The organism is Amycolatopsis sp. NPDC004368 (assembly GCF_053602515.1).
In genome coordinates, this window is record NZ_JBSGDT010000036.1 from 1 (window position 1) to 12649 (window position 12649).

Genomic DNA, 12649 nt, shown 5'->3' on the forward strand with positions numbered 1-12649 from the left:
CCGGCCCACCGCGGGCCGGCGCACGTCAGCACGCCGCCAGCAGCCGTTCGCACTCCTCGATCAGGCGTTGCCGCAGTGGCGCGCCCCGCTCGGCGAAGGCGCGCTGCGCGGCGGCGTACACCTGCTTGCCGTGCACCGTCTCGATCGGCACCGGCTCGTACCCGAGGGCGGTGAGGTCGTACGGCGAGGCGCGCATGTCGAGCACCCGGATGTCGCGCGCGAGCTCGAGGCAGTCGGCGACCAGCTCCGACGGGATCAGCGGCGCCAACCGGAAGGCGTGTTTGTAGAGGTCCATCCCGGCGTGCAGGCAGGCCGGCTGTTCGAACGACGGCCGGTCGTCCGCGGCCGGGTTCAGCGAGTTGAGCGGACGCGCCGCGGGTGTGAAGAAGCGGTATGCGTCGAAGTGCGAACAGGCGATGCGGTGGGAGTCGACCACACCGTCGGTGCCGGCCGGGCCGAGACGCAGCGGGTGGCTCGTGTGGCGGACCTGGTCCTCGGAGAGCCCGTAGACCATCGCCCACTCGTGCAAACCGAAGCAGCCGAAGTGGGGCTCGCGCGCGGCGGTGGCGACCAGCAGGGCGCGGATGCCGGCGATGCGGTCGCGGCGCGCCTCGACGTCGGCCCGCGGGATCGGGTCACCTCCCCCGGTGAGCACGACGCCGTAGCCCGGCGACCAGCGGCGCAGCTGGTTCGGCCGGAACGAGTAGTAGGTGAAGAGGAAGTCGTGCACGGGGTGTTTCACGCCGGCGCGGCGGCGCTGCCGGTGCTCGGCCAGCAACTCGTCGACCCGCTGTTCGTGTGCCGCCACGCGGGCGCGCCAGACCGGTTCGTCGAGCACGACCTCGCTCTGCGTCTTCGGTGGGGGCACCCCGCCAGGATACGACGGGCATCCGGCGGCACCGCCGGGTGGCCGAAGGGTACGAAAGCGGCGATTCCGGCGAAGAACGGCACCGTAGCGCCGATTCCGAGCAACGGGAATCGGCGAACCGGGGCCGCGCATTCGGCATTCGGTCGAAGCGGTTGATCCGACGTGGAGTAATGCGGCCACGCCACCGCGAAAACGCGCGACAGAGGGCCGGATGAGGGACACGGCCACCGCTTTCGAGTGAACGCGAGGCGCCGAACTGCCTGCGAGGGAAACGTTTTCCCCGGATCCTGCGCTGTTCGCGTCTCGTTTTCCGGCGCACGGGTGATCGCGGTTCAGACCAGGACCACCGCCGCCTAGTCTTTTCCTTCGGCCAGGAAAGACGATTCCTGGAAATCTTTCCCGAACGAATCGAGGACCATTCATGCGAAGACGTGTGCGCGGTTTCGGGGTACCGGCGTTGTCCCTGCTGCTGGTGGCCGCCGCGTTCCCCGCGGTCGCCTCGGCCGATCCGGCACCCACCACACCGGGCTCGACCCTCACGAAATCCGTGCGGGGCGTGGGTTCGCCCGCTGATCACGGCGACACCCCGACCTGGGTCGTCTCCTACGACGACCAGGCCACCACCACCGGCGCCGCCACCATCACCGACGCCGTCGGCGCCGGGCAGACCTACGTACCCGGCTCGCTGCACGTGCCCCCCGGCTGGACGCCGTCGTGGTCCGCCGACGGAAGCACCTTCACCCCGGCCGAACCCGCGTCCGGAACGGCCGCCGTCCGGGCGGACAACCCGCGTTCCGGACCCGACGCCACTTCGCTGTCGGGAGCGCTCACGCCGCCCGTGCAGGCGGTCGCCACCGCGACCGGCGGCGACGGGTACACCCCGATCCTGCAGCGCACCCCGGACGGCACCCTGCAGGCGTGGAACATCTTCCACCACCTCGCCGCCCCCAACCGCAAGCTGGTCTGCAGCGATCTCTCCACGGGCCAGCGCTGCCCCGGCGGGCCGTGGCCCAAGCCGCTGAACACCACACCGGGCCCGCTCGGCAGCGGCGACACCGGTGACATCGCCTCCACCCTCACCCCGCAGTACGTGCGCGACCCCGCCATGAGCTCGAAGGTCTACTACCCAGCCGTTACCGCGTCGTCGATCGGCGTGGGCTGCCTCGACCTCGCCGCCGCGGCGAACTGCGGTTACTGGCAACTGCTGGCCACCGGCGGATCGCCCTCGGCCGTGAACAGCCTCTCCGGGCTGGTCGAGACCGGCGGCAACCTCTACGGCGTCGCCACCACCGGCGCGGTCGTCTGCTGGTCGCTCGCCACGCACGCCGCGTGCGCCGGCCAGCCGTATGCGCCGATCGTGCGCCCGAGCGGCGACTTCCCGGGCAGCACGGGGGACCTCGTCTACGGAGCTGTCGACGTCGTGGCCGGCAAGGTCTTCGCGTCCTCGTCCTACCCCAACCTGGGACAGCCGGCGCTGGGCTGCTTCGACCCGGCCACGAACACCGCGTGCGCGGGCTGGACGAACCCGCACCCGACCGGACCGGCCGGCAACTACACCTACAACGCCTACACCGCGTTCGCCCCGGACGGCACCGCGGCCGGGGTGTGCTCGACGACCTCCGGCACCCCGGATACCACCACGTGCTTCACGCTGGCCGGCGTGCCCCTGACCGCGCCGGCCACGATGGCGGCCGTGCCGAACGGTGTGCTCGCGTTCAACCCCGAGGTGGTCACCGACGTCGCCGGCCACCAACGCAGCTACCTCCCGTTGTGGGGCGGCCAGTACCCGAACGGCGTGACGCTGTGCCACGACTGGACCACCGCGTCGGCGTGCGCCGGGCTGCCGGTGCCGATCACGCACCCGGGAGTGGGTGCCACCCGGGACTACGGCTACACCTTCGACCCGCCCACCGGCTGCCTGATCGGTCTCGGTGACGCCGGAGTGCTGTTCTCGATGGACCCGGCCACCGGCGCGTCGCCGTGCCTGCGTTCCGGCGCCCAGGTCACGCTCAAGCCCGGCGGGTTCTACTGCGACGGCGGCAGCGGCCACGTGCAGGGTTACGGAATCGCACGGCTGAGCGGCATCACGCCGGCGAACGTCGATCTGGCCGCTTCACGGGTCACGGTCGTCGACCAGGCCGGTGCGGTCGTGACCACCCCGGGCTTCGCCCCGGACGGTTCGGTCGACTTGAGCGGGGTGTCGGCCACCGCCCACACCTCGCTCACGGTGACCACCACGCTCGTGCTGAAGAGTGCGGCCGACTTCGCCGGGGGCGCCCAGCCTCAGCTCGTCGTCGACTTCACCGGCGACGCGCCCCAGTTGTGCTTCCGCACGACGATCTCGACGGACTGCACGGTGAGCGGCGTGGCGAACACCGCGACCGGCACGGACCCGACCGGCACCTTCACCTCGAACACGGTGAACGTCCCCGTCGCGCCGGGCACCGCCTGCACGCCCGTGGTGACCGTGGAAAAGGAGATCTGCACCTCGGCCAGTGCGGCGAAGTGCGGACCGGGCGGTTCCGGACCGTGGGCGAAACAAGCGCCGGTGGGGATCCTCGGACTGCTCGACGCCACCGCGTACTGGCGCATCACGGTGACCGACCACGGTCCGGTGGGCATCAGCGGCACGCACGTGGTCGACAGCGTCGAGCCTTCGTGCCAGGCGGCGGCCGCGTTCACCCTGCAACCCGGCGAGACGAAGCAGGTGTACTGCGCAACCCACGCCCTGCTGAACCTGTTCCCGATCACCAACCAGGCGAAGGTGAGCTACACCCCGGCCAACGCGCCGGCCGGTACCCCGCCGTCGCATTCGGCGTGGTCCTCGGCGAAGGCGTGCTCCCTTTTGTGCATCCTGTGAGGCCGTTCGTCCCTCCGATGCGGCGCGTTCGGTGAGCCGCTGATCAAGTCCGGCCCGCGACGGGGTATTTTCACTACCTCGTCGCGGGCCGCGACCCGTACCCGCCGCGGGCTCGACCGATTCACGCACCGGCGTCACCTGCACGGCGGCATCCTGTGAATTATGTACTGACTGTGCAACTCAGAGTCACAATATTCACCCAGGGTCGCTAACCTGTTAGAGTGATAACGGTTTGATTGCATAGCTGCGCGTGTGCGCACGTCTCGAAAGGACAACGATGGGGCGACACACACTGGCCGAAGAGCCGGTGCCGCACCCTCTCGATCCGCCGAAGCGCCAGCAAGGCCGCAGCGAGACGACGGGCTCCCACCGGATAGTCGCGGCCAAGGCACCGCGCCGCAGGATCGCCAAGTGGCCCATCGCCTGTGCCGGACTCGTGGTGCTGGTCGCCCTCGGCGTCTTCGGCTGGAACTGGGCCGACAGCGTGCTCAACAACCGCGCCGAGGCCCAGGCCGCCAGCTGTGGCGGCAATCGCACGACCATCCGGCTCGTGGTCACCCCGCAGGTCGCGAAGCCGGTCGAGGCCGCCGCGAAGCGCTGGGACGCCGACCTCACCCCGGTCCACGGGGCCTGCTTCCAGGTCAGCGTCACGACCAAGTCGTCGTCGGAGGTGCTCGACGCACTGATCGGCAAGACCGACCTCGACACGATCGGCGGCCTGCCCGACGGCTGGATCCCCGAGTCGTCCTACTGGGTCACCCAGCTGACGAACGCCAAGCCGGACCGGATCGGCTCGCCCGCCATGCCGATCGGCTCGGGCCCGCCCGCCGACTACCCGTTCGTGGGCCTCGCGCCCGCCACTATCGGCGGAGCCTCGACCGACGAGGAGCACCAGCGCGCCACGCAGAGCTTCCGCGCATACCTCAAGGAGCCCGCGCAGGTGGCCGACTTCGCGGCTGCCGGCATCCGGGCGGCTTGACGCCCGGCTGAACCGCACCGCGCGAACCCGCTTGAACCCAGCCGAACGGCCGGTCCCGGAACTTCCGGGACCGGCCGTTCGCCGTTGCTCACCCGAAGGTCTCGGGGTCGGCGCCCGTGCGGGTGCCGTTGTCCAGCTCGGCCAGCGCCACGAGGTCGTCGTCGGCCAGCTCGAAGTCGAACACCGCGAAGTTCTCGCGGATCCGCGAGGGGTTCGCCGACTTCGGGATGGCGATCGTGCCCATCTGCAGGTGCCAGCGCAGCACGAGCTGGGCGGGCGACTTGCCGTACTTGGCCGCCAGCGAGGTGATCACGCGGTCGCCCAGCAGCCGGCCGCGCGAGAGGGGGCTCCAGGCCTCGGTGGCGATGCCGTGCTCCGCGTGGAAGGTGCGCAGCGGCAGCTGCTGCAGCCACGGGTGCAGCTCGACCTGGTTCACGGCCGGGACCACGTCGGTCTCGTCGAGCAGCCGGCGCAGGTGTGTGATGCCGAAGTTCGACACGCCGATGGCCCGCACGCGGCCGTCGGCGTACAGCCGCTCCAGAGCGCGCCACGTCTCCACGAACCGGTCGCGGCGCGGCTGCGGCCAGTGGATGAGGAACAGGTCGACCTGTTCCAGCCCGAGCTCGGCGGCGCTGCGGTCGAAGGCGCGCAGCGCGTTGTCGTAGCCGTGCTGGTCGTTCCACAGCTTGGTGGTCACGAAGAACTCGTCGCGCGGCAGGCCGGACGCGCGGATCGCGGCACCGACCTCCGCCTCGTTGCCGTACATCGCGGCGGTGTCGATGCTGCGGTAGCCCGCCTCGATCGCCGTGCCGATCACCTTCTCGGCCTGCGCGGCACGGACCTGGTACACGCCGAAGCCGAGCTGCGGGATCGTGACGGAGTTGTTCAGGGTGAGCAGGGGCGGGTTGGCCATGAAGGCGGATCCTCACTGCGGTGTCCTGGGGTGTGCACTTCGATCCTTCCACTCCCGGGCCGCCGCGGCCCGCCGCCCCGCCGTCGATCGGGTCAGGCAGCGGCCCGCAGGTACTCCGCCGTTTCCGGGTTCGCCGGGTAGAACGACTCGATCACCAGCTCGGCGACCGTGACGTCGAGCGGCGTGCCGAAGGTCGCGACCGTGCTGAAGAAGGTGAGCTCCGTGCCGCGGTGGAGGTAGCGCAGCGGCACGAAGATGTCGCCCGGCCCGGGCACCTCGACCTCGGGCACCGGCTGGTCGCACGGGTATGCGCGCAGCTCGGCCAGCAGCTCGGCGAGCGCGGGGTCGGCCGTCTGCTCGACCTGGCGGCGCAGCCGGCCGAGCAGGTGGGCCCGCCACTCCCCCAGGTTGAGCACCCGCGGCGCCATGCCGTCGGGGTGCAGGGTGGCACGCAGGACGTTCGCGGGCGGTGCGAGCAGCTCCGGTGCCACGCCTTCGACCAGCAGGCCGAGGCTCGTGTTGGCGTCGACCAGGTTCCAGCCGCGGTCGACCACGGCCGCCGGGTACGGGTCGTGGCCGGTGAGCAGCTGGCGCACGGCCTCGCGCACGGCCGTGAGCTCGGGGGCGCCGAGCTCGGACTCGCCGTACGCGGGGGCGTACCCGGCGGCGAGCAGCAGGCGGTTGCGTTCGCGCAGCGGGACGTCGAGGTGCTCGCCGAGGCGCAGCACCATCTCCCGGCTCGGCTTCGAGCGGCCGGTCTCGACGAAGCTCAGGTGCCGCGTGGAGATGTCCGCGGCGATCGCGAGGTCGAGCTGGCTGATGCGGCGGCGGTCGCGCCACTCCCGCAGGAGCTCGCCGACCGCGCGGCGCGCCGGGGCCTTCACCGAAGTCGTCACCCGTCCGACGCTACGGGTCCGGGCTCGCCTCGGCCATTACCTCACGGGTAATCGCCGGCCGGGCTTCAGCGGGGGTGCCGCCATTACCTCCGGCGTAATCGACGGACCGTGGGCCCGCGCAGCAGTCTGGATCGCAGCAGGACGGCGAACCCGTTGTCCGCCAAGCAAAGGGAGTTTCCCGTGTCCGACGTGACCAGCACTGTCGAGCAGTACATCGCGATCTGGAACGAGACCGACGCCGGCCGCCGGCGCGCCCTCGTCGCCGACGTCTTCACCGCCGACGCGGCCATGACCGACCCGCTGGGCTCGGCCACCGGTCACGACGGCATCGACGAGTTCATCGGCGTCGCCCAGGCCCAGTTCGCGGGCTTGACCTTCACGCTGCCCTCGGCGCCCGACGCGCACCACGACCTGGCGCGCTTCCACTGGCACCTGGCCGCTCCGGGCGCCGAGGAGCCCCTCGCCATCGGTTTCGACGTCGTGGAGCTGGCCGACGGGCGCATCAGCAAGGTGCACGGGTTCCTGGACAAGATCCCGGGCTGAGGTCGTGGGGCACAAGCGTGGTGGACCTGCTCGCGAGCGGGTCCACCGTGCTCCACAATGGACCGTCCGGGGCGGCAGCCGGAAGAGGTCCGAACCAGTTCCGCCAGGACATCAGTGCCACGCGAAGGAAAATCGAGAGGCCGGCCCCGACACGGCGGAAGGTCTGAACCAGTCGGCCCGGACCCGGTGAACGCCGGGTCCGTGGTCCTCCCCACTCTGTCCGTACCCCGTGGGGCGCCTGAGAGTTTCACCCGCGTGGATACCCGGGTTTGCACCGTCGGCGGAACCGGCTGGCGGTCTCCAGCGGGCCCACTTTCCAGAGGCGTCTCGTCCGCGCGGTCCAGGGTGCCTGAGAGGTTCCGGGGAGGACTTGCTCCTTCGGCGCCGAGCTCGTGGATGCCGGCTCGGTCTCTCCCGCGCGGGTTCGTCGACCGCGACATCAGTTTACCCCGCCCTCGCGGGCGGTGATCACCCGGTGCGGCGGGAGTTACGGCGCTGGGTGAGTTCGTCCGGCACGACCGATTCGATCACGCCGCCGTCGGCGCGTTCGGCCGGGAACTCGTGGATCGTGCCGCTGATCTCCTGCATCGCGCCGCTGACGGCGATGCCGAACACGCCCTGGCCACCCTGGAGCAGATCCACGATCTCCTCCGGCGAGGTGCACTCGTACACCGTGGTGCCATCGGAGAAGAGAGTGACCTTCGCGAGGTCGCGCACGCCGCGCACGCGCAGGTGGTCGACCGCGACCCGGATGTTCTGCAGTGAGACGCCGGTGTCGAGCAGGCGCTTCACGACTTTCAGGACGAGGATGTCCTTGAACGAGTACAGCCGCTGCGAGCCCGAGCCGTGCGCGGTGCGGATGCTCGGCGCGACCAGCTTCGTCCGGGCCCAGTAGTCGAGCTGGCGGTACGTGATCCCCGCGATCTGGCACGCGGCGGGGCCGCGGTAGCCGACGAGCTCGTCCGGAAGGGAGGCGTCGGGGAACAGCTCGCCCTGCTCGCCATCGGCGGCACGAACGGGCGGCCTCTCCGGACTACCAGCCTCGACCACGCAAGCCTCCCCTCGCCCGACCTGGCGGCCGGCGAACGACAGCCGGACGAACCCAGGAGCGGGGTCGGCCGGGGACAACCGTCACGATCGTGCTCCGGTCGGAGAATCACATCGTGGCGATTTACCGCCTTCGACGGTAAGGCCGCACCGCGAGCCGGTCAACGCGACGCGCGGCGCACCTCGAGCGCGTCTTGAGGCTTTGGTCCGTTCGCCGTACGGGTTTGACACCTTTTACTCAGCCGAGTAATTTCTTACTCATGCGAGTAAACTTCGACACGCAAGCCGAGCTCGGGCTGAGCGTCACGGAAGCGACGACCCGCGCGCAGATCATCGGGGCCACCATCGCCACGATCGCCGACCACGGCTACGCGCGCACCACGTTCGCCAAGATCAAGGAACGTGCGGGGCTCAGCAGCACCCGCATGATCTCCTACCACTTCACGAACAAGGCCGGGCTCATGCAGGCCGTGCTCAGCACGGTGTCCGAGACCAAGGCGATGTTCCTGCAGGAGCGCAGCAAGGACCTCGACCCCGGCGACCGGCCGGGCAACCTGCGGGCCCACATCGAGACGTCGGTGGCCTTCCTGCGCGACTACCCGGAATGCGTCCGCGTGCTCGCGGAGCTCTCGGCGAACGCCGACGACGCGGACGGCTGGGCGATGACGTCGGTGCTCGTGAACGAGCTGAGGGTGGGCGGGGTGCAGCGCCAGCTCAAGCAGGGTCAGGACGAGGGGGTGTTCGGCGAGTTCGCGCCGGAGGTGATGGCGATGTCGATCGCTCAGGCGATCGACGGCGTGGCGGCGACGTACGCGGCCGATCCGGCGATCGACCTCGACCGGTACGGGCGGGAGATCGCGGACCTCTTCGAACGCGCGACCGCGCCGACGCGGTGAAACACCGGGAAGCGGGACTTTCCACCGGAAAATACGGCGGGAACGGGGCTCGGGGTCCGCGTTCCCGCCGGCGGCTCAGGTGTCGGCGCCGCGGAAGTCTTCCGGGGACACGGAGTCGAGGAACTCGCGGAACTTCTCGACCTCGTCCTCCTGCTCGTCCGGGATGATCAGGCCGGCCTCTTCCAGCACCGCGTCGACGGCGTGGATGGGGACCCCGATCCGCAGCGCCAGAGCGACCGAGTCGCTGGGCCGCGCGGACACCCGGATGTCGCCGTCGAACACGAGCTCGGCGAAGAAGGTGCCTTCCTTCAGGTCCGTGATCACGACCTGCTCCAGCTCGCGGCCGAGCGCCCCGATGACCTCTTTGAGGAGGTCGTGGGTCAGGGGCCGGGCGGGTCGTACTCCCTGCTGCTCCAAGGCGATGGCGGTGGCCTCGACCGATCCGATCCAGATCGGCAGGTAGCGCTCGCCCTCGGTTTCCCGCAGCAACAAGATCGGCTGATTGGCGGGCAGCTCCACCCGCACACCGACGACGCGCATCTCGCTCATCGGGTTTCGCCTCCCTCTCGTGCACACGGGCTGCAGCGCTTGCGACGTACTCGCGCCGTTGGGTTCGACGCTACCCGTCATCCGGGCGCTGTGCTCGCTAGTGGCGGACATTCTCGGTTCGCTGCACCGCAAACCGTCTCTCACGGTACGGCATGCGGAGGCGAACATTCAGGCATTGACATGTGACGAACACCGGTGTTCGTCCCGTTACGTCCGGTTCAGCCCCCGGTGACTCCCCGGATCCCCGCCTTCACGAGGAGCGTGTGGAGTGTCACGGACAGCGCGGCGAGCTCGCGGACCACTTCGTCCGCCCTCGCTTTCGCGTCCTCGTCACGGTGGCGATACACCGGGGTCACGATCTGTTCCAGCAAGCCGACTTCGCGGTCGGCCGCGGCGCGGAAGGCACGCAGATGTCTCGGCTCGATACCGAATTCGGTCATCGCCTTCACCGTGCGCGCGATCAGCACGGCGTCGGGCCCGAAAAACCCGGCCGCGCCCGGTTTCACGAGCCCGTACTGCTGCAGCTCGACGAGCGTCGCGGCGGGGATGCCGGCTTGCGCCAGCAATTCTTCCTGCGTCAGCCGGATCTCGGGACCGGTCTCGAAGTCGGCCGGCTCGGGCAGCCCGCCGGTGTCGGCCGGGTCGAGCGACACCAGCTTCCGCGGCAGCCGCGGCGCGGCCGCGGCGGGCTCCGCTCCGGAGTCCGCCGCGTCCAGCTGTTCCTTGATGACCTTGAGCGGGAGGTAGTGATCCCGCTGCGCGGACAGCACGAAGCGAAGCCGCTCCACGTCCGCCGGAGCGAACTGCCGGTACCCCGACGGCGTGCGGCCTGGCCGGACCAGGCCTTCCGCCTCGAGGAACCGGATCTTGGAGATGGTGACATCGGGGAAGTCGCCGCGCAGCTGCGCCAGGACCGCCCCGATGCTCAACCCGTCGCGCCGGGCCTCCGAACGACCGGCCTGCCCGGCCGCCGTCACTGCGCCCCCTGGCCCCCGTGCCCCGGGCCCGTCAGGAAGACCAGGCGGAACTTCCCGATCTGCACCTCGTCGCCACCGGCCAGCACGGCCTGGTCGACCGGCTCGCGGTTGACGTAGGTGCCGTTCAGCGAGCCGACGTCGATGACGACGAACTCACCGCCCTCACGCCGGAACTCGGCGTGGCGACGGGAGACCGTGACGTCGTCGAGGAAGATGTCGCTGTCGGGGTGCCGGCCCGCGCTCGTGGTGTCGCGGTCCAGCAGGAAGCGCGACCCCGCGTTGGGGCCCCGCTTCACGACCAGGAGTGCGGAACCCGGGGGCAGGGCGTCGACGCCCTGGACCGGTGCCTCGGCGGCCGGCGCGGACTCCTGGCCTTCGACGTCGGCCAGGAAGTCGGCCCGGAAGACAGAGGTCCGCTCCGGAGACTGCTCCGGGGGAACGCCGGGCCCGTCGTTCGTGCTCACCTGAGCTCTCCTCTACACACAATGTTGCCTATGACCAAGAACGTGTAGCGCTCAACGTACCGTGCCTGATCGGTTCGGGACCCCGGGGCTCCCCCTTCGGCGGGCGGAACCCCCGGGCCAGGCCGAACCCGCCTCAGCCGGTGATGAGCGCCTGGTACGCCTCGGCTTCGAGCAGGGCGTCGAGCCCCGCGGGGTCGTCGAGGCGGATCTCCACGAGCCAGCCCTCGCCGTACGGGTCCGAGTTGATCAGCTCGGGCGAATCGGCGACCGCGGAGTTCACGGCGACGATCTCGCCGTCGACCGGCGCGAACAGCTCCGAGACGCTCTTGGTGGATTCCACTTCGCCGAAGGCGTCGCCCGCGTCGACGTGCTTGCCGACCTCGGGCAGGTCGACGAACACCACGTCGCCGAGCTGATCCTGGGCGTACTCCGTGATGCCCACGCGGACCAAAGCACCCTCACGCGTGGCCACCCACTCGTGTTCCTCGGTGTAACGCAGCTCTTCTGGAGTGGTCAACGCCCCTCCCCTTCCTCGAACCGACTTCTTCGCGGGCAGTCTTCCATCACCGGCTGCGGAGCGCTCGCACTGCCTGCACGACGTAGAGCGCGCCGGACCAGACGTAGAGCACCCCGCCCCAGACCATGAAGGCGTAGGCGATGGGCCGGGCCACCACGGCGACGGTCGAGCCGCCCTGGGTGAGCAGCAGGAACGGGAAGGCGTACATCAGCACGAACGTCGCGCCCTTGCCGATGTAGGTCACCTCGGGCGGTGCGAACCCGCCGCGGCGCAACACGAGCACGCAGACCGCGAGCACCGCCTCGCGCAGCACGAGCGGCACGACGACCCACCACGGGATGATGTCGCGGATGAGGAACGCAACGAGCGTCGCGAGGATGTAGAGCCGGTCGGCGGCGGGGTCGAGCAGCTGCCCGAGGCGCGACATCTGGTCGAGCCAGCGGGCGAGCTTGCCGTCCAGCCAGTCGGTCAGCGCCGAGAAGACGAGCAGCGCGAGCGCCCAGCCGTCCTCCTTCGGGCCGAGCAGCAGCCAGAGGAACACGGGCACGCCCGCGAGCCGCAGCAGCGACAGGAGGTTGGGGACGTTGAACGCCTGCCGCAGCAGGGAAGGCTCCGTCTTGGGCTCGGGGACCGTGGTCACGCGCTCAGCCTAGAGGGGTGGACCGGCACGGACACCGGTGGTCACGCGGTCGGGTCGCGGGTTCGTGACGCACGACCCGACCGCGGGGCTCGAGGTGGGAACGGGCCGCGCTCAGCGGGCGCGGCGGTGGCTCCAGCCGCGGCGCTGGAGCTCGGCGTTGCTCAGGCGTTCGGGGCGGCCGCGGTCGTCGTTGCCGACCCAGCGGGCGCGGCCGGCCCGGCCTTCGAGGACGTACGGGCGGCCACAGCACCACACGACGCTGCAGGGCGCTGTGGGCGGGGCGGTGGGCCGCGCGGTCGGGTCGGTCAGGTCGGTCAGGTCCTTCAGGTCGGACGCTGACGGGATGCCGGGCTCGGTGGCCGTTTCGGTGGTCATGCTGTGCGGTGCTCTTTGTCTCTCGGGGTCGGCGGGTGATCGGGGACGGGAACGCGCCGGGCGCTCCTCACCTATTTCGGCCCGTAGGCGCGAGACGTTAACGACCGCGCCGCAGATTCGTCCGA

The 12649-nt window shown here is 70.5% G+C and carries 14 protein-coding genes and 2 riboswitches; of the genes, 4 read left to right on the forward strand and 10 right to left on the reverse strand.

Annotated features, from left to right (window positions below; genetic code table 11):
* Positions 1 to 25 precede the first annotated feature (25 nt).
* Positions 26 to 868 (reverse strand): 3-methyladenine DNA glycosylase, encoded by an 843-nt coding sequence (locus tag ACWEOE_RS34265; RefSeq protein ID WP_452016598.1) that lies wholly within the window; start codon positions 866 to 868, stop codon positions 26 to 28.
* Positions 869 to 1289: 421 nt separating this feature from the next.
* Here ACWEOE_RS34265 and ACWEOE_RS34270 point away from each other — a divergent pair, with 421 nt between their 5' ends.
* Together ACWEOE_RS34270 and ACWEOE_RS34275 are read left to right on the forward strand one after the other, a co-directional pair.
* Positions 1290 to 3728: a DUF7617 domain-containing protein gene (locus ACWEOE_RS34270; RefSeq protein ID WP_452016600.1), complete on the forward strand. Its 2439-nt coding sequence runs from the start codon at positions 1290 to 1292 to the stop codon at positions 3726 to 3728.
* A gap of 277 nt (positions 3729 to 4005) precedes the next feature.
* The gene (locus ACWEOE_RS34275) at positions 4006 to 4707 is read left to right on the forward strand and encodes a hypothetical protein (protein ID WP_452016602.1); all 702 of its coding nucleotides are present in this window, start codon (positions 4006 to 4008) and stop codon (positions 4705 to 4707) included.
* An 88-nt stretch (positions 4708 to 4795) separates the two neighbouring features.
* Here ACWEOE_RS34275 and ACWEOE_RS34280 read toward each other — a convergent pair whose 3' ends face one another.
* Together ACWEOE_RS34280 and ACWEOE_RS34285 are read right to left on the reverse strand one after the other, a co-directional pair.
* Entirely contained in the window at positions 4796 to 5620 is an 825-nt protein-coding gene (locus ACWEOE_RS34280; protein WP_452016604.1) for an aldo/keto reductase, read from the reverse strand.
* Between the two features lie 92 nt (positions 5621 to 5712).
* Positions 5713 to 6516, reverse strand: coding sequence for a helix-turn-helix domain-containing protein (locus ACWEOE_RS34285; protein ID WP_452016606.1), 804 nt, complete (start codon positions 6514 to 6516; stop codon positions 5713 to 5715).
* A gap of 180 nt (positions 6517 to 6696) precedes the next feature.
* Here ACWEOE_RS34285 and ACWEOE_RS34290 point away from each other — a divergent pair, with 180 nt between their 5' ends.
* Positions 6697 to 7059 carry a nuclear transport factor 2 family protein gene (locus ACWEOE_RS34290; protein ID WP_452016608.1) on the forward strand — a complete coding sequence of 121 codons (363 nt, stop codon included), beginning with the start codon at positions 6697 to 6699 and terminating at the stop codon, positions 7057 to 7059.
* Between the two features lie 206 nt (positions 7060 to 7265).
* Positions 7266 to 7385, reverse strand: a riboswitch (glycine riboswitch).
* A riboswitch (glycine riboswitch) is annotated at positions 7386 to 7486 on the reverse strand.
* Between the two features lie 41 nt (positions 7487 to 7527).
* Here ACWEOE_RS34290 and ACWEOE_RS34295 read toward each other — a convergent pair.
* A complete protein-coding gene (locus ACWEOE_RS34295; protein WP_452016610.1) occupies positions 7528 to 8109 on the reverse strand; it encodes a MerR family transcriptional regulator in 582 nt (193 codons plus the stop codon).
* A 257-nt stretch (positions 8110 to 8366) separates the two neighbouring features.
* On the opposite strand from ACWEOE_RS34295, the gene ACWEOE_RS34300 reads away from it, so the two are divergent.
* The gene (locus tag ACWEOE_RS34300) at positions 8367 to 9002 is read left to right on the forward strand and encodes a TetR/AcrR family transcriptional regulator (RefSeq protein WP_452016612.1); all 636 of its coding nucleotides are present in this window, start codon (positions 8367 to 8369) and stop codon (positions 9000 to 9002) included.
* 75 nt (positions 9003 to 9077) lie between these two features.
* On the opposite strand, the gene ACWEOE_RS34305 is transcribed toward ACWEOE_RS34300, so the two are convergent.
* From ACWEOE_RS34305 to ACWEOE_RS34330, 6 genes are all read right to left on the reverse strand, one after another.
* Positions 9078 to 9551, reverse strand: a complete 474-nt coding sequence (locus tag ACWEOE_RS34305; protein WP_009078856.1) for a bifunctional nuclease family protein — start codon at positions 9549 to 9551, stop codon at positions 9078 to 9080.
* Between the two features lie 218 nt (positions 9552 to 9769).
* Positions 9770 to 10528 carry a transcriptional regulator FtsR gene (ftsR, locus tag ACWEOE_RS34310; RefSeq protein ID WP_452016614.1) on the reverse strand — a complete coding sequence of 253 codons (759 nt, stop codon included), beginning with the start codon at positions 10526 to 10528 and terminating at the stop codon, positions 9770 to 9772.
* Positions 10525 to 10992, reverse strand: coding sequence for a glycogen accumulation regulator GarA (gene garA / locus ACWEOE_RS34315; protein WP_033287853.1), 468 nt, complete (start codon positions 10990 to 10992; stop codon positions 10525 to 10527). Before garA ends, ftsR begins: the two co-directional genes overlap by 4 nt.
* Positions 10993 to 11125: 133 nt before the next feature.
* On the reverse strand, positions 11126 to 11509 hold the full coding sequence (gcvH, locus tag ACWEOE_RS34320) for a glycine cleavage system protein GcvH (protein ID WP_452016617.1): 384 nt from the start codon (positions 11507 to 11509) through the stop codon (positions 11126 to 11128).
* 46 nt (positions 11510 to 11555) lie between these two features.
* Complete coding sequence (locus ACWEOE_RS34325; RefSeq protein ID WP_360601683.1) at positions 11556 to 12149, reverse strand: CDP-alcohol phosphatidyltransferase family protein; 594 nt, start codon at positions 12147 to 12149, stop codon at positions 11556 to 11558.
* Between the two features lie 111 nt (positions 12150 to 12260).
* Positions 12261 to 12524 (reverse strand): hypothetical protein, encoded by a 264-nt coding sequence (locus ACWEOE_RS34330; RefSeq protein ID WP_452016619.1) that lies wholly within the window; start codon positions 12522 to 12524, stop codon positions 12261 to 12263.
* Between the last annotated feature and the right edge of the window lie 125 nt (positions 12525 to 12649).

What these genes read in the sequence shown, in the direction of transcription:
- ACWEOE_RS34275 (WP_452016602.1), top strand. Translation starts at nt 4,006, where the DNA reads ATGGGGCGACACACACTGGCCGAAGAGCCGGTGCCGCACCCTCTCGAT.
- ACWEOE_RS34300 (WP_452016612.1), top strand. Translation starts at nt 8,367, where the DNA reads ATGCGAGTAAACTTCGACACGCAAGCCGAGCTCGGGCTGAGCGTCACG.
- ACWEOE_RS34305 (WP_009078856.1), bottom strand. Translation starts at nt 9,551, where the DNA reads ATGAGCGAGATGCGCGTCGTCGGTGTGCGGGTGGAGCTGCCCGCCAAT.
- ACWEOE_RS34280 (WP_452016604.1), bottom strand. Translation starts at nt 5,620, where the DNA reads ATGGCCAACCCGCCCCTGCTCACCCTGAACAACTCCGTCACGATCCCG.
- ACWEOE_RS34270 (WP_452016600.1), top strand. Translation starts at nt 1,290, where the DNA reads ATGCGAAGACGTGTGCGCGGTTTCGGGGTACCGGCGTTGTCCCTGCTG.
- ACWEOE_RS34330 (WP_452016619.1), bottom strand. Translation starts at nt 12,524, where the DNA reads ATGACCACCGAAACGGCCACCGAGCCCGGCATCCCGTCAGCGTCCGAC.